The organism is Rhodococcus sp. SBT000017 (genome assembly GCF_003688915.1).
In the GTDB taxonomy this organism is placed as follows: domain Bacteria; phylum Actinomycetota; class Actinomycetes; order Mycobacteriales; family Mycobacteriaceae; genus Rhodococcoides.
On sequence record NZ_REFU01000001.1, the window covers coordinates 845,672 to 866,953 of the forward strand.

A 21,282-nucleotide genomic window follows, 5' to 3' on the forward strand; every position below is an offset into this window, starting at 1 on the left:
CACTTGCCCTTCGGCGGCACGGTCACGGCGGCGAAGGCCGACGTCGAGTCGAACGACTCGGAGCCCTCGGTTCGGTTCGGACTGTCGAGCCGCGGCGGCCTGTGCGCGCGATTGAGCAATTCTGGCTTCCGTTCTGGTCTGCGTTCGTGTCGATTCACACACGTTCGGTGGTGATATGGCTCTGGATCAATTCGTCGCGCACAGCCGACCGGATTGAAACAGGGAGAGAACCCGGTTCTACCGAATGGAACAAACCATGAGTTCAATGAATGAGTGTGTGGTGATCCTCGAATCCATCGTTCGGTACGACATGAACTCCCCTCCCCGCCAGGCGTACGACACGCTCGACAATGTCGGTGTCGATACTGTTCTCACACACCAACGCGAGACCGTCGGTCATCCGCTGAAAGCCGACCCGGAAATTCCGCGTCGAGCACCCCAGCGGCTTACAAAGATACAACATCGGCGAGATTCTTTTGTGCAGTAATCATAAGAACCATCGATCGCCGTCTCCAGCCTGTTACAGAAGTGACCTCGAGTGCTACCCGAACAGATGCTATTCGGTCGAACGAATGACTCCGCACGCCGCATCGACCGGCATTGCCTCGCTCGTATCCGACTCGACGATGCGATAAACCGGCTATTTACCAACTCGGCGATTGTTTCAGGAGGCGGAGCGGCGGCGTCCGGCCAGCAGCGTCGCGCCGAGGGCTCCGACGGCTGCCAGACACAGCACGAGTTCCGATCCGAAGCCGATCCGTGTCGCGACGGTGAGGGATTGTCGCAGTACAACACTGGACACCAGCACGTCGGGGGTGAAGAGCGGCGTCTGCTGCAGGACGTGCCCGTCCGGCGACACGATCGCGCTCACGCCACTCGTCGCCGCCACCACCACAGTTCTCCCGTGCTCGACGGCTCGTACTCTGGACATGGCGAGTTGTTGGTACGTCATTTCGGTGTCGCCGAAGGTCGCGTTGTTGGTGGGTATGGCGATGAACTCTGCGCCCGATCGGACCGATTCCTCGAGGGCGCGATCGAATGCGACTTCGTAGCACGTCGCTATTCCGGCCGCTATTCCCCCAGCGTGTACCACTCCATTTCCGTTGCCGGGGACGAAATAGCCCGCTCGGTCGGCATATTCCGAAAACAATCGGAAGAAACTTCGGAATGGCAAGTATTCGCCGAACGGTTGAATTATCTTCTTGTCGTGCCGCTCACCGGGCCTATCGTTACCGTTCCACGCAATCACCGAATTCGTGTTCGTGCCATCGGCATTGACCAGTACGGTGCCGACGAGAATCGGAGCCCCCACAGCCACCGACGCCTGTGTGATGAGCGTCGCAGCGTCGGTATTTCTCAACGGATCGATATCGGACGCATTCTCGGGCCACACGACGAGATCCGGGGCAGGCTGCCTGCCGGCCTCGACGTCAGCGGCCAACGTCATCGTTTCCCGAACGTGATTGTCCAGTACCGCTCGCCGCTGTGCGTTGAAATCCAGACCCAGACGCGGAACGCTTCCCTGGACGGCCGCGATCGTCACCGTCCGTTCGTCGTCCTCCGGCGCGTCGTTGCTGTGCAGTGTCGGTAGCAACGCCAGCGCCACGATGGACGCGGCCGTCGTGGCAGCGACCGGTCCCAGGAACGAACGCGCTCCGTCTCGCCGGCCGACCGCGACCAGCAGCGCCGCCGTTCCGGTTCCGGTCAGTGCCACGCCGAAACTGAGCAACGGTGCGCCCCCGATGCTCGCCAAGGGAAGCAGCCAGCCCTCGGGTTGTCCGAATGCCAACCTGCCCCACGGAAAGCCACCGAAGGGAACACTGGATCTGAGCCATTCGGTCAGGCTCCAGGCCAATGCCATCGACAACGGCCACCAGGCACTCCGTGCCGCCAACACCCCGAGCACTCCGAACAGTCCGACGAAGACGGACTCGGCGACGGCGAGCGCCAGCCAGGGCATCGGTCCTACGTACACACCGATCCATGGGAGGAGCGGAACGAAGAATCCGAGTCCGGCGGCACAGCCGTAGCCGAATCCCGCTTTCAGCGATACCGACCTGCGGCCGCCGAAGCCGGTCAGGACAAGGGCCAGCAGCGCGATACCCACCGGTGCCAGGAACCACAGTGTTCGCGGCGGAAAGCTCGCGAATATCAGTGCACCACCGGCAACGGAGAGCGCCGTGGACATCGCGCCCAGGCGTAGCCGCTGCGCTGACGAGGCCACCGTCCCGGCACCCGAAGCGGACTCAGTTCTCATGGATGACCTGTCCGCGATGCACGGTCATCGAGCACTGTGGGCTGGTGGACGACGGGTCGAGACCGGGCAACGGAGATACCCCCGCGCGTGGGTCCGTCGACCAGCGTTGAACGCTGTCCTTGGGTGCTCGGACGACGAGTTCGTCGACCTCCCACACCGCGAAGGACGCGGGAGCTCCCGGCACCAATGTCCCTGCCAATCCGTCTCGGACTCCGCCTGCGCGCCACGCCCCGCGGGTACCGGCCGAGAAAGCGGCCCGAGGCGAAATGGCACTGCCCGGCGTGTGGTGGTTGACCGCGGCTCTGACGGTCGCCCACGGATCGAGTCGGGTCACCGGCGCATCCGAACCGAATGCGAGCGAGACCCCCGCCGATGCCAAGCGCGCGAACGGATGGAGCGCCGATGCCCGATCTGCGCCGAGCCGTGCCGAGTACAACCCGTCCGTACCGCCCCACAGTGCGTCGAACATCGGTTGCATGCTGGCGATCACGCCCCACGAAGCCAATTTGTCGGCCTGCTCGGGTGCAACCATTGCCAGATGTTCGAGCCGATGCCCGCGCGCGGCGACGGCCGGAGTTCCGAGCTCGGCCACCACCCGCTCGAATGCGGTGACGGCAGCCGAGATCGCCGCGTCACCGATGACGTGGAAACCGGCCTGTACTCCGGCCGTCGTGCACGCCGAGATGTGAGCGGCGATCGCATCGACGTCCTCGTACGGCACGCCCGATCCGGAGCTGTCGGCATACGGAGAGGACAACCACGCGGTCCGCGACCCCAGCGAGCCGTCGACGAAGATGTCACCGGCCAACCCGTGGGCACCGGTGCTTTCGAGTAGCTGCCGCGCCTGCTCGGCCGTCTCGACCAGCTCGCCCCAGTATCCGCGAACCTCCACCCCGTGTTCGGTGGACATCAGTGCGCGGAAGTCGTCGATACCCGACACGATGGGACCGGCACATTCGTGAACGGCCACGATTCCCTGCGCCGCAGCACTGTCGAGCGCAGCCGTTCGAGCCCGCTCCCGGGTATCGGCCGTGATCATCGACCGTGCCGTCAGCCGCGCGAGGTGATGCGCGGCAGCGGTGAGCGGGGACTGCCCCGAGAAGCCGGCGGTGGATTCGATGCCGGTCGCGGCAACGCGCAACGGCGTCGAGACGGCGGCCGAATGCGAATCGATGCGAGTGAGATACACCGGCCGCCCGGGCGCTGCCGCATCGAGGTCGGCGCTCGACGGTGCACGACGTTCGGGCCACTCGGTTTCGTCCCAGCCGTGTCCCCAGACCAGGGCGTCCGAGGACGACGATGCATGCTCGGCGAGCACCCGCATGCAGTGTTCGAGCGAGGTGCAGCCGGACAGATCGAGTCCGATCAACGACAGGCCCAGATCGGTGACGTGCACGTGAGTGTCCACGAACGCCGGTGCCACGAAGGCCCCGGCCAGGTCGGTGACGTTGACCCCTGGGTGGAGGGCTCGGCCGGTGCGATCCTCACCGATCCAACTGACGATCCCATCGGTCACGGCCATGGCGGTGGCGTCGGAAGCCATCGGACTGTAGATCCGTCCGCCGCAGAACAATTCGGTGGTCACGAACGACCAGTCTGCCCCTACCGGTGTGGCTTCCGGAAATCCCCAGCGGCGGGATCGGATCGGTCGGGCTCGATCACCTGTCCCTCGAGGATCGCCGCAGGACCTGATGCATTCGGTGTTCGCGTGCTGTCGTCGACGTGATCGTCGAGTATCTCTCCGTCGATGACGGTGGGGCGCATGCGCCGCGTCGCAGTCGCAACCTGCGGCAACCAGCGTGCGGCGGCCCACATCACCGCTGGGCGTAGCAGCCACCTTGTCGGCGGGATCAACAACAGCAATCCGATCACCGTGGTCACCAGACCCGGCACGAACATTGCAACCGACCCTGCGGCGAAGAGAGCTCCATCGGCCACGGCCCCACCGGCCGACCGCTCGCCTCGCGATGCTCTCTGCAGACCGTCCAACACGCGTCTGCCCTGCGATCGCACCAGCAGTGACCCGATCAGCGATCCGCCGATCAGCAGTACGACGGTCCAGAGCACGCCGAGCGCGCTTCCCACGGCGACCAGCGCTGCGACCTCGACCACGACATAGAGTACGAACAGAGCGAGCATGACGGTCCTTTCTTCGCTTCACCGGTACAACGCGCGGGGCATCGAAATCGCTCCCGAAGTGACCGGTTTGCCGGGAAGTTCTCTAAGAACCCGGCCGTACGAGGCCGGTTTCGTACGCCAGAACGACGGCCTGGACTCGATCGCGGACGCCCAACTTCGTCAGGATTCGGCCGATGTGAGTCTTGATCGTTGCCTCGGACAGATGCAGGCCGGCCGCTATCTCGGCATTGGACAAGCCGGTCGCCAAGTGCACCAGCACCTCGCGCTCACGGCCGGTGAGAGCGTCGAGAACGGAGGCGTCGGTGGTCGACGGGGTCTGTGCGACGAACCTCGAGAGCAAACGCTTGGTGACCTTGGGTGAGACGACGGCATCGCCCGCGGCCACGCTGCGAATCGCGGAGACCAGGTCTTCCGGTGGAGTGTCCTTGAGCAGGAATCCACTGGCCCCCGCCCTGAGCGCACCGAGCACGTGTTCGTCGAGATCGAAGGTCGTCATCACCAGAACCTTGGCGTCCGAACCCGATTCGGTGATGGTGCGGGTGGCCGCCACGCCGTCGATGCCGGGCATGCGGACGTCCATCAGCACCACTGCAGGTGCCAGTCTGGCCACGGCCTCGACGGCACCCGCCCCGTCGGCGGCCTCCCCCACCACCTCGATGTCGTCCTGCGCCTCGAGCACCATGTTCAACCCCATGCGCATGAGTTCCTGGTCGTCCACGACGACAACGGTGATCGGCACCGACCCAACCTAGCCCTCACTCGATCGGCAGCGTCGCCCGCACGAGCCAATTGCCGTGTGGCGTCCGACCCGCGTGCAGGGTGCCGCCGAGCACCGCTACTCGCTCGCGCATTCCGAGCAGTCCGTGTCCACCGCCGACCGCGGACGTCGGTGCGCCGGAGCCGGTGCCGTTGTCGGAAATCTCGACGGTGACGGCCTCTTCTCCGCGAACGACCTTGACGACGGCGCGCGGCGCATGGCCGGCGTGCCGTAGGACATTGGTCAGCGATTCCTGGACCAACCGGTGCACTCCGAGGCTGATCGCCGGGCTGATGTCGTCCAGGTTTCCGGTCTGCTCGAGCTCGACGTTCAACCCGGCGCGACCCATCATCTCGACGACTCGGGCCAGGCCTGCTGTCCCGTACTGGGGCATGTCGTCCGAGTCGGGGGACGTCCGCAGCAACGCGACCGTGCGACGCAACTCCGCGAGCGCCGACCGGCCCGTGGCGGAGATGTTGGCCACGGCCTGCTCCGCGCGATCGGGGTTGCGCCTGATGGCATACGAGGCACCGTCGGCCTGGACCACCATGACACTGACGCTGTGGGCGATGACGTCGTGCAGTTCGCGTGCGATGCGCGTGCGCTCGGTGATCACGGCCTCTTCGGCGCGCCGGTCCCTGTCGTACTCGGCCACGACGAGACGGGCCTGCGTCGCTTCGTCGTATGCCCTGCGGGCACCGAGAAATTCCGCCGCGACCCACGACAGCGCGTACATCAGCGCGCTGAACAACAGTGTCGTGAAGACCGGTTGGGCGAACAGGTACAGATTCGCGGCGGTGTAGGCGGCGAGTGCGGCGGCATAGATGCCGCCCTGGACTCGACCGACGTACGCAACCAGGGTGTAGAGCATGATCGGCAGGGCCAGAGCGGCCGGGTGACCGTTGTACGCGTCGCCCACCAGGCTGCCCGCTATGTCGGAGCTGAGCGTGGTGACGAGAGTGAGTGCTGCGATCGAGCGAGGCAGACGGCGCCGCCACGCGACGGGAATCGTCAGTACGACCGAGAACACCAGGAACAACGGTCCGTTGAGACCGTCGACCGAGCTGACGAACACCAGAATGTCGACGACGAACAGCCCGGCCGCCAGTAGGGCATCGGCCACGAACGGCTGCCCGCGGAGCCACAGACTGAATCGACGCATGTGATTGAGTTTGCCGTATGACTGCTGCCGACTGGGGATTGCTGATGGTCGCTGCCACGGCCGCCGGCTGGGTCGACGCCGTGGTGGGCGGAGGTGGGCTCATCCTGTTGCCCGCGATTCTCCTCGTGGCACCTCAGCTGACCCAACAGGCAGCGCTGGCGACGAACAAGGCGACCGCCGTATTCGGTACCGTCGCCGCCGTCGTCACCTTCGCGCGGAAGGTCTCGCTGAACTGGGCGGTGCTGATTCCGGCCGGCATCCTCGCCGCCGTGGCTTCGGCGGCAGGCGCTGCTGCGGTGTCGTTGATCGATCGCGAGCTGTTCATCCCGATCATCATGGTCGTTCTCGTCGGTGTGGCCGTACTGGTCACCTGCCGTCCGACCATCGGTCTGACCGCGGCACCGTCGCCGCCCACCCATCGCAAAGTTCTGATCGTCATCGGGTGCGCAGCCGCCGGAATCGGCTTCTACGACGGCATCCTAGGGCCCGGCACCGGAACGTTCCTGATCATCGTCTTCGCCACGATGCTCGGAACCGAGTTCGTGCGCAGCGCCGCGATGGCCAAGGTCATCAACGTCGGGTCCAACATCGGTGCCCTCGCCTTCTTCGCCGTCACCGGCAGCGTCTACTGGCAACTCGGAGCGGTCATGGCGGTGTGCAACGTGCTCGGTGCCGTCCTCGGGTCGCGGACAGCGGTCGCCCGCGGTGCCGGATTCGTGAGAATCGTCCTACTCGTCGTGGTGGTGGGGATGGTAGTTCGCCTCGGATGGCAGCAATTCGGCTAGCGTCTTCAGGCGTGACGAGACAATCGGATCGGTCGGTCGACGCCGACTTCCTGGCTCTGCCCCTGCATGCCCTCGCGGACGCCGCCCTGAGCACGGCCCGCTCGGCCGGCGCAACGCACGCCGATGTTCGCGTGCAGCGCTTGACGACTCAGTCGATCTCGCTGCGCGACGGCTCCGTTCAATCCGCAATCGACGCCGGGGAGATCGGTCTCGCCGTGCGGGTCGTGGTCGACGGGACCTGGGGTTTCGCATCGCACGCCGAACTCGGCACCGACGCAGCCGCAGCCACGGCCCGGAGTGCAGTCGAGGTGGCCACAGCGCTGCGCGCACTCAATCGCGAACGCGTGGAACTCGCTTCCGAGCCGGTGTACTCGAATGCAATGTGGGTGTCGGAGTACGACATCGACCCGTTCGAGGTACCCACCGCCGAGAAGGTGGCACTGCTGGCGGAGTACTCGTCCCGGCTGGCCGCGTCGGACGGCGTCGACCACGTCACCGCTTCGGTTCTGCAGGTCAAGGAACAGTCGTTCTACGCGGATCTGGCCGGTAGCAGCATCACTCAGCAGCGGGTGCGACTCCATCCACAGTTCGAGGCCACCACGGTGGATCGATCCGCCGGTGCGTTCGAGACCATGCGCACCCTCGCGCCCCCCGTCGGACGAGGCTGGGAGTACCTGGGTGAGCACAGCACGTGGGACTGGGCCGACGAGCTGGCCCGTATCCCCGAATGGTTGGCCGAGAAGGTGAAGGCGCCGTCCGTCGTGGCAGGCCCGACCGATCTCGTCATCGATCCGACCAACCTGTGGCTCACCATTCACGAATCGATCGGGCACGCAACGGAATACGATCGGGCCATCGGCTACGAGGCCGCCTACGCCGGCACCTCGTTCGCGACCCCGGACCAGCTGGGTACATTGCGCTACGGATCGCCCATCATGCACGTCACCGCCGACCGAACCGAGGTCAACGGCCTGGCCAGCATCGGCTGGGACGACGACGGAGTGGCCTCGCAGAGATGGGACCTGGTCCGCGACGGGACACTCGTCGGATACCAACTCGATCGAGTGTTCGCCCCGAAACTCGGTCTCGAACGGTCCAACGGGTGCTCGTACGCCGATTCCCCGCATCACGTTCCGATCCAGCGCATGGCGAACGTGTCGCTGCAGGCCGACCCCGACACCGATCGATCCACCGCCGACGTCATCGGTGAGGTGGAGGACGGCATCTACGTCGTCGGCGACAAATCCTGGTCGATCGACATGCAACGCTACAACTTCCAGTTCACCGGCCAACGCTTCTACCGAATCCGCAACGGTGTGCTCGACGGCCAGGTGCGTGATGTGGCGTACCAGGCGACGACCACCGAATTCTGGGGCTCGATGGAACTGCTCGGCGGACCGTCCACGTGGCGACTCGGCGGCGCATTCAACTGCGGCAAGGCCCAACCCGGGCAGGTGGCCGCCGTCAGCCACGGCTGCCCCGTCGCGCTGTTCCGCGGCGTCAACGTCCTCAACACCCGATCGGAGGCAGGTCGATGATCGCGCCGCAGCTCGTGATCGAACGTGCACTCGCCTGCGCGAGTGTCGACGACACCATCGTGATCGTCACCGACTCCAGCGACGCGACTCTGCGGTGGGCCGGAAACTCCATGACCACCAACGGAATTGCCACCTCGCGGCGGTGGGAGGTCATCTCGATCGTGCGCGGGGCCGACACCGTTCGAGTGGGCACCGTGTCGTCGACGAGTGTCGACCCCGAGGACATCGCGGCAGTGGTTCGGGCGAGCGAAGCGGCAGCGCGATCGGCAGAGCCTGCCGAGGACGCGATGCCGCTGCTGCCTCCGGATTCGGTCGGTGCTGCCTCCGGCTCGGAGAACTGGGACCGCACGGCGGCGCACACGTCGATCGACGTGTTCGGTTCGCTGGCAACAGAATTGAATGTCGGTTTCGATGGCGACGACACACTGTACGGATTCGCGCAGCACACCGTCGACAACGTCTGGCTCGGAACCTCCACCGGTGTGCGTCGTACGTTCACGCAGCCCACCGGATCGGTCGAGATCAACGGCAAGCGATCCGGTGCGAGCGCCTGGGTGGGCACCGGAACCACCGACTTCCAGGACGTCTCGGCCGGAACCATGTTGGCCGAGCTGTCCACCCGACTCGGCTGGGCCCGGAACACCGTCGAACTGCCCGCCGGTCGCTACCAGACTCTCCTGCCCCCGTCGGCGGTGGCCGATCTGATGATCTACCTGATGTGGACCATGGAGGGCCGCGGAGCACAGGAGGGCCGCACCGCACTCTCGCGGGCCGGGGGAACGCGCGTCGGCGAAAAACTCACCGACCTGCCACTGACGTTGTACTCCGATCCACGCGTATCCGGACTCGAGTATGCGCCGTTCGTGGTCGCCGGGTCGTCGAGTGATTCGGTATCGGTGTTCGACAACGGCATGGACATCGAGCGTGTCGACTGGGTTCGCGACGGTTCGGTGGCGGCCCTGTCCTACCCGCGCGCAGCAGCGCAGAAATTCGACGCACCCGTCGCGGTCCCGGGCAACAATCTCGTCATGACCGGCGGCACCGACATCCGGCTCGACGAGATGGTCGCCGCAACCGAGCGCGGACTGCTGCTGACCACGCTCTGGTACATCCGAGAGGTCGATCCCACCTCGCTGCTGCTCACCGGGCTGACCAGAGACGGCGTCTACGCCATCGAGAACGGTCGAATCACCGGAGCGGTGAACAACTTTCGCTTCAACGAGAGCCCACTCGACCTGTTGCGACGCGTCACCGAGGCGGGCGCAACGGAGGCGACACTTCCGCGCGAGTGGAAGGACTGGTTCACTCGCACGGCGATGCCGCCGCTACGCATCCCCGACTTCCACATGTCCTCGGTGAGCGCCGCTCAGTAGGGCGCCGTGGCTCGGCCTACTTGTCGGGGCCGGAGAGCTCGAGAGCGATGTTGTCGGGGTCGCGGAACTCCAGGATGGACAGTCCGGGCCCTGCGTCCTTGATGCCCTCGTGCGCGATGCCCAACTCGTCGAGTGTCTTCACGGCGTCCTCGAGCGCGGCGCGGGTGTCGACGGTGAAACTGAGGTGATCGAGCCCGCAGCGGTCCTCGGCGAACGTGTCGTCGCTCGGCGCGACCGGGCGCAGACCGAGCAGACCGCCACCGAATTTGTAGATGACGCCGCCGAAGAGGAACCACAGGGCCTTCTTGGTCTCTTCGTCCGCGTCGGGATCCCAGGCGTACGCGACGTCGAAGCCGAACACCGAGTCGTAGAACGACCGGGACCGGTCGATGTCGCTGACGGTGAGGCGAACATGGTTGTAATCGGTCACTGCGATAGGCACGTGGTGCTCCATTCCGACAGCAGGGGAAGCTGCCTCACGAAGCATTCGGAACCGCGCATGCAATCGATGGCACCGATCGCGACTCAGGCCGCGGTGATCGCCAGCCCGATGGAGCCGCTCTTGCCCCGGCGCAGCACGCTTCCCTTGACCGTGAGCCAGCCGATGATGCCGTACTTCGACGCTATCGCCGAGCGGGCCTTCTCCGTCTCGGCCGCGTCGAGTATCTCGGCCCGCGCGTCGACCGCGTCGCCCTGGGGGGTACCGCGCATGTCGCACGGTGCCAGGGTGACTGCCGGGTTGCGGCGTATCCGTTTGACCTTCCACGAATCGGCCACCGTCCAGACCAGCAGCCGATCCCCGTCGAGGGCACCCCACAGCGGGGTCGGCACCCCGGTGCCGTCCTTCTTGAACGTCGTCAGCAGTACGTACTTGCCCTTGGCAATGTCTTCGAAGGTGGCAGCCATACCGCTCAGAGTACGTCGCTACTCCCCTTCGAGCTCGCCCTCGGTTTCGAGATACACCTGGCGCAAACCGTCGAGAACCTGCTTGTCCGGCTCGGCCCACATCTTTCGCTCGGCCGCTTCGAGCAGCCGCTCGGCGATACCGTGCAGCGCCCACGGATTGGACTGTTGCATGAACTTCTTGTTCTGCTCGTCGAGCACGTACGTTTCGGCCAGCTTCTCGTACATCCAGTCCTGCACCACGTCGGTCGTCGCGTCGTAGCCGAACAGGTAGTCCACGGTCGCTGCCATCTCGAAAGCGCCCTTGTAGCCGTGCCTGCGCATTGCTTCGAGCCACCGCGGGTTCACCACGCGGGCGCGGAACACCCTCGCGGTCTCTTCCGAGAGCGTGCGCGTGCGAACCGATTCCGGGCGTGTGCTGTCACCGATGTACGCCTCGGGCGACTTCCCGGTCAACGCACGCACGGTTGCGACCATGCCGCCGTGGTACTGGAAGTAGTCGTCGGAGTCGGCGATGTCGTGCTCACGCGTATCGGTGTTCTTGGCGGCAACGGCGATCCGCTTGTAGGCGGTGCGCATGTCGTCCGAGGCGGGAACGCCGTCGAGACCGCGGCCGTACGCGAAGCCGCCCCAGGTGGTGTAAACCTGCGCCAGATCGTCGTCGCTGCGCCAGGTCTTGCTGTCGATCAGCTGCAGCAGACCGGCACCGTACGTGCCCGGCTTCGATCCGAAAATGCGCGTGGTGGAACGTCGTTCGTCACCGTGCTCGGCGAGATCGGCCTGCGCATGCGCTCGCACGTAGTTCTGATCGGCCGGCTCGTCCAATGCGGCGACCATCCGGACCGCATCGTCGAGCAGTGCGAGCACGTGGGGGAACGCGTCGCGGAAGAATCCACTGATGCGGACCGTCACGTCGATGCGGGGACGGCCGAGCTCGTCGAGGTCGATCACCTGGAGCCGCGTCACCCTGCGCGACGCCTCGTCCCACACCGGCGAGACTCCCAGCAGGGCGAACACCTCGGCGATGTCATCCCCGGAGGTCCGCATGGCCGATGTGCCCCACACCGACAGCCCGACGGATTTCGGCCACTCCCCGTGATCCTGGCGGTAGCGAGCGAGCAGCGACTCCGCCATCGCCTGCCCGGTCTCCCATGCCAACTTCGACGGCACGGCCTTCGGATCGACGGAGTAGAAGTTGCGGCCGGTGGGCAGCACGTTGATCAGCCCGCGCAACGGTGAACCGCTCGGCCCCGCCGCGATGAAACCGCCGTCGAGTGCGTGCAGTACCTGGGCGATCTCACGCGAGGTGCCGCGCAGACGCGGAACGACCTCGGCTGCTGCGAATTCGAGAATCTGTGCAACCACGCTGCCGTGTTCGCCCGCCACCCGCGCGGCCGCTGCGGGATCCCACTGCGCTGCCTGCATCGCCGCGACCAATCCGTGGGCCACGGCCTCGATGCTGTCGACGCGGGTACGGTCCTCGTCGCCGTCCTCGCTGAGTCCCAGTGCCTCTCGCAGACCGGGGACAGTCTGCTCCCCGCCCCACATCTGCCGGGCCCGGAGCATCGCGAGCACCAGTTCGACCTCGGCGTCTCCGACGGGTTCCTGGCCCAGGATGTGCAGCCCGTCGCGGATCTGCACGTCCTTGATCTCGCACAGCCACCCGTCGACATTGAGCAGCATGTCGTCGAACACTTCCTCGTCGGGTCGCTCCTCGAGCCCGAGGTCCTTGTGCATCTGCGCGGCCGTCATCAGGGTCCAGATCTGCTGGCGGATCGCAGGCAGCTTGGCCGGGTCGAGTGCCGAGATGTTCGCGTGCTCGTCGAGCAATTGTTCGAGCCGAGAGATGTCGCCGTAGCTCTCCGCGCGCGCCATCGGCGGAATCAGGTGATCGACGAGAGTTGCATGCGCTCGGCGCTTGGCCTGCGTGCCCTCCCCCGGGTCGTTGACGAGGAACGGATAGATCAGCGGCAGATCTCCCAGAGCCGCATCGGTTCCGCAGGAAGCGGACATACCGAGTGTCTTGCCCGGCAGCCATTCCAGGTTGCCGTGCTTGCCCAGGTGAACCATGGCGTCCGCACCGAAGCCGCCGTCGGCCTTCGTGGCCGAGATCCACCGGTACGCCGCCAGGTAGTGATGGCTCGGCGGCAGGTCCGGATCGTGATAGATCGCAACCGGCTTCTCGCCGAATCCGCGCGGCGGTTGCACCATGATCACCACGTTGCCGAATTGCATGGCAGCGATGACGATTTCACCGTTCGGATCGGCAGACCGATCGACGTAGAGATCGCCCGGTGCCGGGCCCCAGTGCTCGACGACGCCATCTCGCAGATCTGCGGGAAGCTGCTCGAACCACCGGCCGTACTGCGCGGCCGAGATGCGAATGGGATTGCCCTCGAGCTGGGCGTCGGTGAGCCAGTTGGGGTCCTGGCCGCCGCGGGCGATCAGCGCATGGATGAGCGCGTCACCGTCGCGAGCAGCCAGACCCGGCACAGAATCCGGGCCGTCCAGCGGTCCGAGGTCGTAGCCCGCGGTGCGCATGTCCGACATCAACGCGATCGCGCTTGCCGGAGTGTCGAGGCCGACGGCGTTGCCGATCCGCGCATGCTTGGTGGGATAGGCCGAGAACATCAGGGCGATACGGCGATCGGCAGCCGGAATGTGGCGCAGCCGCGCGTGTCGTACGGCGATGCCTGCCACCCGAGCGGCGCGCTCGTGGTCCGGGACGTACGTGGTCAAGCCGTCGTCGTCGATCTCCTTGAACGAGAACGGGACGGTGATGAGCCGGCCGTCGAATTCCGGTACCGCGACCTGCGTTGCCACGTCCAGGGGGGGTAGTCCGTCGTCGTTCTCGGCCCACGTCGCGCGGGAACTCGTCAGGCACAGACCCTGCAGGATCGGCACATCGAGCGCGGCCAGCTCGGCGACGTCCCAGGCTTCGTCATCCCCACCGGCCGACGCTCCGGCCGGTTTGGTGCCTCCGGCGGCCAGCACGGTCACGATCAGGGCGTCCGCCGACTTCAGAGTGTCGAGCAGGTCGGCTTCCGCGGTGCGCAGCGACGCGCAGTAGATCGGGAGCGCGGTGGCTCCGGCGTTCTCCACTGCGGTGGAGAGAGCATCGATGTACGTGGTGTTTCCGGCCAGATGCTGGGCGCGGTAGTACAGGATCGCCACCGTCGGACCGGCGGACTGCGGAGCGGCGTGCCGGTCGAGGTGGCCCCAAGTGGGCAGGTGCCGTGGAGCGTCGAAACCGTGGCCGGTCAGCAACACGGTGTCGGAGAGAAAGTTGTACAGCTGACGGAGGTTGTCGGATCCGCCCTCGGCCAAGTAGTTGTGCGCTTGCGCAGCAACGTTGGCGGGCACTGTCGAGATTTCCATCAGGTCCGCGTCGGGTGCCTGCTCACCGCCGAGCACGACGACCGGCAGTCCGGTCGCGAGAACCGCGTCGATGCCCGACTCCCACGAGCGCCTCGATCCCAGGATGCGCACGATGATCAACTCGGCCGACTCTGCCATCGCCGGAATGTCCTCGGCGAGCAGCCGGGAAGGGTTGCCCCAGGTGAAGTCGGCTCCACTGGCACGGGCGCTGAGCAGATCGGTGTCCGACGTGGACAGCAACAAGAACACGGGTAACGCCCTCCTCGGGGGTTTCGCGCCCCTGACTTCGGTAGTTCGAACGATCGGTGAAAACTTCTCTTCGACTCGTCGGCGAGAGGGTCTGACTCCTGCCCCGTCCCGTAGGACCGAAGGCCATCACAGTGGCGCGACCGTACCGGATTTTCGCCGGTTTCCTCTCGGCCGGAGCCGTGAACATCGAATGCTACCGGGGCGAGCGTGGAATCGGGCCACCCGTTGCGCTTGTAGCCTGGTGACCATGAGTTCGCCAGAGAGGTCGGTGCCCGACGGCTGCCCTGGAGCCCTGACGACCCATCTGGCCGCGGACGGGCCGCTGGCACGAGTTCGGCTGCCGGGCGGCGTCGTGTTGCCGGGGCAGATGCAGGTACTGGCGCAGGCCGCTTCGGAGCTGGGTGACGGCACGCTGGAACTGACCTCGCGGGGCAATATCCAGGTGCGTGCGGTGTCGGACCCGGACGGCTTCGCGACCAGGTTGGCCGACGCAGGGTTGCTTCCGTCCCCGACTCACGAGCGAGTGCGCAACATCCTCGCTTCGCCCCTATCGGGCCGGGTGGGCGGCCTCACCGATGTGCGCGCGCTGGTCGGTGCGCTCGACGAGGGCCTGTGTGCGCGGCCCGATCTGGCCGAACTGCCGGGTCGGACGCTCTTCGCGCTCGACGACGGCCGAGGCGACCTGTGCGGCCTCGAACCGGATTTCGGTGCCTACGCCCAGTCCGACGGGTCCTACGCGGTGCTGCTGGCGGGCCGGGACAGCGGCGTTCGCGTGGACCGCGACAGCGTCGTGCCGACGCTGCTGAACTGCGCGGGCACCTTCGTGGAACTGCGGCAGTCCCAGTGGCGGGTGGCCGAATTGGACGATGGACCGGCACAGATCGTCGACCGTCTCGGGCTCTCGGCCGGCCCCATCCTACCGATGCCCGCACCCGTGGAGGTGCCACCGATCGGATGGCTCGACCAGGACGACGGCCTGGTGGCGTTGGCCGCCGGATTGGCCAACGGTGTACTCGGGGCGCGGCTCGCCGAATTCCTCGCGGCCATCGACCGCCCGCTGATCATGACCCCGTGGCGATCGCTGATCGTGTGTGATCTGGACGAGGAACCGGCCGAACAGGTCGTCCGCGTGCTCGCCCCGATGGGACTGATCTTCGACGCGGCATCACCGTGGATTCGAGTGAGCGCCTGCACCGGATCGCCGGGGTGCGAGAAGTCGATGGCCGACGTGCGAGCCGACCTCTCCGCGGCAGTCGATGCTCGAATGACTCCGCGCGACGAGCGGCAACACTGGTCCGGGTGCGAACGGCGTTGCGGCCGGCCCAAGGGCGAGGTGACCGACGTGATCGCGACGGGAATCGGCTACCGCGTGTCCTGAGTGGGTGCCTCGGCCGGAGGTGCGACCGGCTTTCTGCTGAGGGGCCCCTCTCCCCTATCGTGAAACGCATGCACGACTACGTCCGCGACGGCGCGGAGATCTACCGACAATCGTTCGCGACCATCCGAGCCGAAGCAGATCTGTCTCGGTTCGCGCCGGACGTTGCCCAGGTCGTCGTGCGCATGATTCACGCGGTCGGCGAGATCGATCTGACCGAGACCATCGGCTACACCCCAGCGGTCGTGACCTCCGCTCGCGCGGCACTGAACTCGGGAGCGCCGATCCTGTGCGACGCCAACATGGTCGCCGCCGGCATCACTCGTCGCCGTCTTCCGGCCGACAACGAGGTGCTGTGCACGCTGTCCGATCCTCGGGTGCCGGACTTGGCTCGGAGTATGGGGACCACGAGAACCGCTGCCGCGCTGGAGTTGTGGGGCGACAAGCTCGGCGGTGCCGTCGTTGCGATCGGAAACGCGCCGACCGCTCTGTTTCACCTGATGGAGATGCTCGCGGCCGGGGCTCCGAAGCCAGCAGCCATCGTCGGCGGCCCGGTGGGATTCATCGGCGCAGCGGAGTCGAAAGAAGATCTGATCGCAGCCGACCTCGGCGTCGAGTATCTCGTCGTTCGAGGTAGACGTGGTGGTAGTCCGATCACCGTCGCTGCGGTCAATGCCATTGCGAGCGAGCAAGAATGACCAGCACCGGAAAACTGTGGGGAGTCGGCGTCGGCCCGGGCGACCCGGAGTTGTTGACCGTCAAGGCGGCTCGCGTGATCGCCGAGGCCGATGTGGTCGCCTTCCACAGTGCACAGCACGGTCGCAGCATCTCTCGTGGACTGGCGGCCGGGTACATGCGGGACGGGCAGCTCGAGGAACATCTGGTCTATCCGGTGACCACCGAGACCACGGCGCACCCCGGTGGGTATCAGGGTGCGATCGACGAATTCTACGAATCCGCTGCCGCACGGTTGGCGGCCCATCTGGACGCGGGACGCTCCGTAGTGCTTCTCGCCGAGGGTGATCCGCTGTTCTACAGCTCGTACATGCACATGCACAAACGGTTGGCCGACCGCTTCGAGGTCGAGATCGTGCCCGGCGTGACGTCGGTCAGTGCCGCCTCGGCCGCGCTGGCAACTCCGCTCGTGGAGCGAGACGAGGTGTTCACCGTGCTGCCCGGCACGCTGCCCGCGGACGAACTCACGCGCCGGCTGCGCGGCACCGACGCAGCCGTCATCATGAAACTGGGCCGGACCTACCCCACCGTACTCGAGGCCCTGGAGCGTTCCGGCCGACTCGACGAGGCGCGCTACGTCGAACGCGCCAGCACGCCCCAGCAGCGAGTACTCGACGCCGCAGACGCCGACAACGTGCCCTACTTCTCGATGATCGTCGTGCCGAGCCCGTCCAACAGAGCCGAAATGCCCACCGACAGTGGAGAAGTGGTCGTCGTCGGCCTCGGTCCCGGCGACGACGCATGGACGACCGACGAGGTGCGCGCAGAACTGGCCGCCGCCACCGATCTCGTGGGCTACGTCACCTACATCGATCGGGTACCTCCGAGGCCCGGGCAGATTCGGCACGCAAGCGACAACAAGGTCGAATCCGAACGTGCCGCCTTCGCGCTCGATCTCGCCAAGCAGGGCCGCCGAGTAGCCGTGGTCTCCTCGGGCGATCCGGGGGTGTTCGCGATGGCGACCGCCGTGATCGAAGTGGCAGCCGAGCAGCAGTGGAACTCGGTACCGGTACGGGTGGTGCCCGGAATGACGGCCGCCAACGCCGTCGCCAGTCGAGTGGGCGCACCACTCGGCCACGACTACGCCGTCGTCTCGCTCTCCGACCGCCTCAAGCCCTGGGACGTCGTCGCAGCGCGGCTATCGGCGGTCGCCGGAGCCGACATGGCGATCGCGATCTACAACCCGGCGTCGAAATCGCGCACCTGGCAGGTTGCGGCCATGAAAGAGATTCTGCTCGAGCATCGTTCGCCGCAGACCCCCGTGGTCATCGGACGCGCAGTGGGCAGCGCGCAGGAATCCGTTCGCACCGTGACGCTCGGCGAACTCGACCCGGAGTCGATCGACATGCGATGCCTTCTCATCATCGGATCATCGATGACGACGGTGGTCGACACAGGAAGCGGGCCGAAGGTGTTCACCTCCCGCCGGTACCCGTCAGAGGGTGGAGCGTAGTCGTTTCGTCAGCCAGTCCACGGCGGCTGCGATGTCGAACACCGTCGGTGCCGAGCCGGTTCGCGCAGGACGGTCGACCACGATCACCGGAATCGATGCAGCTCGGGCGGCATCGAGCTTGGCTCGCGTCATGTCACCGCCGCTGTTCTTGGTGATCAACAGATCGATTCGGTTGTCCGCGAGCATCATCGACTCGTGGTCGACATCGAAGGGCCCACGGCTCAGGTGCAGCGTCATGTGCGGCGGCACCGGGCCGGTCGGCGGGTCGATCGCCCTGACCAGAAACCACGAGTGCTCGACGCGCGCGAAATGGTGAACGCCCTGCCTGCCTGTCGTGAGGAACACCCTGCTGCCGGAGGTGATCGCCGACGCCGCGTCGGGCAACGACGCAACCGAGGTCCACCGATCACCCACGCCCGCGGTCCATGATGGCCGCGTCAGCACCAGGAGCGCGACCGACGTTGCCCTGGTGGCCTGCTCGGCGTGTGCCCCGATGGTGGAGGCGAACGGGTGTGTCGCGTCGACCACCACGTCGATTGCGTTGTCTCGCAGCCACACTGCCAGGGCGTCCGGCCCGCCGAAGCCCCCGATCCGCGTCTGTCCGACGGGAAGTATCGGCTCGGCGACCCGACCCGCCAGCGAGGTGATCGTCTCGATCCCCTGCACCGTGTCCATGGCTGCCGCGAGTGCCCGCGACTCCGTCGTACCACCGAGAATCAGGACCTTCACAGTTTGACAGCGCTCCATTGGGTGACCGGCAGCTGTGGTCTCCACGTCGTGAACGCGCCCAGCGGTTCACCGCGATAGATCTGGAACCTGCGGAGCTCTCCGCCGTACTTCGCCGCGGCGGTCAGCAACAGCGAATCCGATTCGGCGGTCACCGAATTCGCTACCACCCGTCCGCCGGTGCGCACCGCGCCCCAGCACGCCTCGAGCATGTCGGCACCGGTCAACCCACCGCCGATGAACACCGCGTCCGGTACGGCGTCCTCGTCAGAGACAGCCGGGAAGCTCTCCGGGGCGCCGCGGTGCACCACGAGGCTTGGAACTCCCAGGTGCAGTGCGTTGCTCTCGATCTGCTCACGGCGCGCCGGCGAGCTCTCGAACGTCACTGCGCGACAAAATCGGTCGGTCCGCATCCATTCGATGGCAATGGTTCCCGATCCGCCCCCGATGTCCCACAGCAACTCTCCGGGTGCCGGTGCCAATGCGCTGAGCGTGAGCGCTCGAACCTCCCGCTTGGTCATCTGACCGTCTCCGGTGTACGCGGAATCGGCCAGGCCGGGAATGCGGGTGTGGCGGGACGCGTCGGGATCTCGGACACACAGCACCGCAACGACATTGAGCGGGTCGATGCCCTCGAACGTCGACTCGCGGGCGATTCCGCCGGCGACCCGCTCGGCCGGTCCGCCGAGCTGTTCGAGGACCGTCATGTCGCTCGATCCGAAGCCGTTGGCGCACAACACTGCCGCGATCTCTCTCGGTGTGCTGCTGCCCCGACTCAACACCAGTATCCGACGCCCGTCGGCCAACTCGGGCAACACCGTCTCGGCCGGGGTGTTCACCAGAGACACCGTCAGGGTGTCCTGCAGTGCCCAGCCCAGTCGCGCGCATGCCAACGACACGGAGGACGGTGCCGGGTGAACGCGTAGTCGCTCGGCACCGAACTCTCGCGCCAGCGTCACCCCGATGCCGTGGAACATCGGATCCCCGCTGGCCAGCACACACACGCGCGAACCTGCACAGGCGTCGATCATCGGCCGCAGATTCGGCACCAACGGACTGGGCCATGTCCTGCTCTCGGTGCAGTGCTCCCGCACCCCCGCGACCTGGCGGGCCGAACCGAACACCACATCTGCTTGCTCGACGGCCGTGCGGGAAGCAAGAGGCAGTCCATCCCAGCCGTCCGCACCGATTCCCACGACCACGATCGGAGTGGGCACGGGCGCCACCATCAGCGCGGCATCCTGCGCCAGAGCCATTGCGGCAGTAGGCGCATGGCGAAGAACACCGGTCTCAGAGTGCCGGGGATCCACACGCTGGCCCGACGCTTGCCCAGCGCCGTGACAACGCCGTCGGCGACCTGATCCGGCGTACTCGACATGGGCGCGGGTGTCATCCCCTCGGTCATGGAACCGATGACGAATCCGGGACGAACGAGTAGCAGATGCACTCCGCTGCCGTGCAGTGAGTCGCTCAGTCCGCTGGCGAACCCGTCGAGACCGGCCTTTGCCGATCCGTACACGTAGTTGGCGCGTCGCACGCGCACACCCGCGACCGACGAGAACACGACCAGGTCGCCGCTCCCCTGGGCTCGGAGCAGCTTCGAAGCGTGCGTCAGCACCGAAACCTGAGCCAGGAAGTCGGTGGTGATGACGTCGAGAGCATGCTGCGCATCGTCCTCGGCCCGCGCTTGATCCCCGAGGATCCCGAACGCCAGCACCACGATCCCGATCGGGCCGTATCGCTCGGCAACCCGGCTCATGAGCTCGGCGTGAGTGTCCATCGCGTTCGCATCGAACTCGACGGTGTGCACGGCGTCCGCACCTGCACGCTGCACTCGTCGTTGCTGAGCATCGAGGTCGGTGCTGCGCCGAGCTGCCAGTACGACAGTTCGCCCCGAGGCGAGTCGGGTAGCGACCTCGAGTCCGATCTCGCTGCGCCCGCCCAACAGCAACAGCGTTCCGGCGGCGGGTTCTGCTCGTCTGCTCACGCCGACCAGTCTTGCCGATCGAACACCGTTCACTACAGTCGGGTTATGGCCGCACAACCCGCTGACGCGACTTCACTCACCGACGACGCAATCGAATTCCTCACCGAGAGGCACCTTGCCACTCTGACGACACTGCGCACGGACGGAACCCCGCACGTCGTGGCCGTCGGCTTCACCTACGACGGCGACGCGCAGATTGCCCGGGTCATCACCAACGACGTGTCGCAGAAGGCCATCAACGCCGGACGGGGTGCCTATGCCGCCGTCACTCAGATCGACGGCGCTCGCTGGCTGACGTTGGAGGGGCCCGCGTCGGTCCGGAACGATCGAGAGTCGGTCGTCGATGCGGAGAACCGCTATGCGCAGCGCTATCGCGTACCGAGAGAGAACCCCACCCGGGTCGTCATCGAGATTCAGGTGCAGCGGGTACTGGGTAGCCGTTCGCTGCTCAACCGGTAACGAGCC

General features: G+C 66.3%; 18 protein-coding genes. 7 read left to right on the forward strand and 11 right to left on the reverse strand.

Annotated elements, in window-relative coordinates:
- Positions 1-664: 664 nt before the first annotated feature.
- The 5 genes from lnt to AYK61_RS03670 all read right to left on the reverse strand — a co-directional run bounded on the left by lnt (position 665) and on the right by AYK61_RS03670 (position 6,315).
- Positions 665-2,188: an apolipoprotein N-acyltransferase gene (gene lnt, locus AYK61_RS03650; RefSeq protein WP_121869847.1), complete on the reverse strand. Its 1,524-nt coding sequence runs from the start codon at positions 2,186-2,188 to the stop codon at positions 665-667.
- 58 nt (positions 2,189-2,246) lie between these two features.
- Positions 2,247-3,800, reverse strand: coding sequence for an amidohydrolase (locus tag AYK61_RS03655; RefSeq protein WP_121872405.1), 1,554 nt, complete (start codon positions 3,798-3,800; stop codon positions 2,247-2,249).
- 59 nt (positions 3,801-3,859) lie between these two features.
- Positions 3,860-4,396: an FxsA family protein gene (locus AYK61_RS03660; RefSeq protein WP_121869848.1), complete on the reverse strand. Its 537-nt coding sequence runs from the start codon at positions 4,394-4,396 to the stop codon at positions 3,860-3,862.
- Positions 4,397-4,478: 82 nt separating this feature from the next.
- Positions 4,479-5,135, reverse strand: a complete 657-nt coding sequence (locus AYK61_RS03665; RefSeq protein ID WP_121869849.1) for a response regulator transcription factor — start codon at positions 5,133-5,135, stop codon at positions 4,479-4,481.
- 16 nt (positions 5,136-5,151) lie between these two features.
- Positions 5,152-6,315: a sensor histidine kinase gene (locus AYK61_RS03670; RefSeq protein ID WP_121869850.1), complete on the reverse strand. Its 1,164-nt coding sequence runs from the start codon at positions 6,313-6,315 to the stop codon at positions 5,152-5,154.
- A 17-nt stretch (positions 6,316-6,332) separates the two neighbouring features.
- Between AYK61_RS03670 and AYK61_RS03675 the strand changes: the two genes are divergently transcribed.
- From AYK61_RS03675 to AYK61_RS03685, 3 genes are read left to right on the forward strand one after another with little or no spacing between them, the layout of a single operon-like run.
- On the forward strand, positions 6,333-7,100 hold the full coding sequence (locus tag AYK61_RS03675) for a TSUP family transporter (RefSeq protein ID WP_121869851.1): 768 nt from the start codon (positions 6,333-6,335) through the stop codon (positions 7,098-7,100).
- Positions 7,082-8,638 (forward strand): TldD/PmbA family protein, encoded by a 1,557-nt coding sequence (locus tag AYK61_RS03680; protein WP_121869852.1) that lies wholly within the window; start codon positions 7,082-7,084, stop codon positions 8,636-8,638. The genes AYK61_RS03675 and AYK61_RS03680 overlap by 19 nt, the downstream gene beginning before the upstream one ends.
- On the forward strand, positions 8,635-10,011 hold the full coding sequence (locus tag AYK61_RS03685) for a metallopeptidase TldD-related protein (RefSeq protein WP_121869853.1): 1,377 nt from the start codon (positions 8,635-8,637) through the stop codon (positions 10,009-10,011). Before AYK61_RS03680 ends, AYK61_RS03685 begins: the two co-directional genes overlap by 4 nt.
- A 16-nt stretch (positions 10,012-10,027) precedes the next feature.
- On the opposite strand, the gene AYK61_RS03690 is transcribed toward AYK61_RS03685, so the two are convergent.
- From AYK61_RS03690 to cobN, 3 genes are all read right to left on the reverse strand, one after another.
- Entirely contained in the window at positions 10,028-10,453 is a 426-nt protein-coding gene (locus AYK61_RS03690; protein ID WP_121872406.1) for a VOC family protein, read from the reverse strand.
- An 83-nt stretch (positions 10,454-10,536) separates the two neighbouring features.
- Positions 10,537-10,917 carry a PPOX class F420-dependent oxidoreductase gene (locus tag AYK61_RS03695; protein WP_121869854.1) on the reverse strand — a complete coding sequence of 127 codons (381 nt, stop codon included), beginning with the start codon at positions 10,915-10,917 and terminating at the stop codon, positions 10,537-10,539.
- 18 nt (positions 10,918-10,935) lie between these two features.
- On the reverse strand, positions 10,936-14,541 hold the full coding sequence (gene cobN, locus AYK61_RS03700; RefSeq protein ID WP_121869855.1) for a cobaltochelatase subunit CobN: 3,606 nt from the start codon (positions 14,539-14,541) through the stop codon (positions 10,936-10,938).
- Positions 14,542-14,788: 247 nt separating this feature from the next.
- Here cobN and cobG point away from each other — a divergent pair, with 247 nt between their 5' ends.
- The 3 genes from cobG (at position 14,789) to AYK61_RS03715 (ending at position 18,104) form a co-directional block, all read left to right on the forward strand.
- Entirely contained in the window at positions 14,789-15,919 is a 1,131-nt protein-coding gene (cobG, locus tag AYK61_RS03705; RefSeq protein ID WP_121872407.1) for a precorrin-3B synthase, read from the forward strand.
- Positions 15,920-15,987: 68 nt separating this feature from the next.
- The gene (locus AYK61_RS03710; RefSeq protein ID WP_121869856.1) at positions 15,988-16,614 is read left to right on the forward strand and encodes a precorrin-8X methylmutase; all 627 of its coding nucleotides are present in this window, start codon (positions 15,988-15,990) and stop codon (positions 16,612-16,614) included.
- A complete protein-coding gene (locus tag AYK61_RS03715) occupies positions 16,611-18,104 on the forward strand; it encodes a precorrin-2 C(20)-methyltransferase (RefSeq protein ID WP_121869857.1) in 1,494 nt (497 codons plus the stop codon). The genes AYK61_RS03710 and AYK61_RS03715 overlap by 4 nt, the downstream gene beginning before the upstream one ends.
- Here AYK61_RS03715 and AYK61_RS03720 read toward each other — a convergent pair.
- The 3 genes from AYK61_RS03720 to AYK61_RS03730 are packed head-to-tail and all read right to left on the reverse strand — an operon-like array spanning position 18,087 to position 20,817.
- The gene (locus AYK61_RS03720) at positions 18,087-18,851 is read right to left on the reverse strand and encodes a cobalt-precorrin-6A reductase (protein ID WP_121869858.1); all 765 of its coding nucleotides are present in this window, start codon (positions 18,849-18,851) and stop codon (positions 18,087-18,089) included. The two genes, AYK61_RS03715 and AYK61_RS03720, sit on opposite strands and share 18 nt — an antisense overlap.
- Complete coding sequence (gene cbiE, locus AYK61_RS03725; protein ID WP_259467926.1) at positions 18,830-20,086, reverse strand: precorrin-6y C5,15-methyltransferase (decarboxylating) subunit CbiE; 1,257 nt, start codon at positions 20,084-20,086, stop codon at positions 18,830-18,832. The genes AYK61_RS03720 and cbiE overlap by 22 nt, the downstream gene beginning before the upstream one ends.
- Positions 20,059-20,817: an SDR family NAD(P)-dependent oxidoreductase gene (locus tag AYK61_RS03730; RefSeq protein ID WP_121869859.1), complete on the reverse strand. Its 759-nt coding sequence runs from the start codon at positions 20,815-20,817 to the stop codon at positions 20,059-20,061. The genes cbiE and AYK61_RS03730 overlap by 28 nt, the downstream gene beginning before the upstream one ends.
- 45 nt (positions 20,818-20,862) lie before the next feature.
- On the opposite strand from AYK61_RS03730, the gene AYK61_RS03735 reads away from it, so the two are divergent.
- Positions 20,863-21,276, forward strand: coding sequence for a TIGR03618 family F420-dependent PPOX class oxidoreductase (locus AYK61_RS03735; protein WP_121869860.1), 414 nt, complete (start codon positions 20,863-20,865; stop codon positions 21,274-21,276).
- Positions 21,277-21,282: the final 6 nt, after the last annotated feature.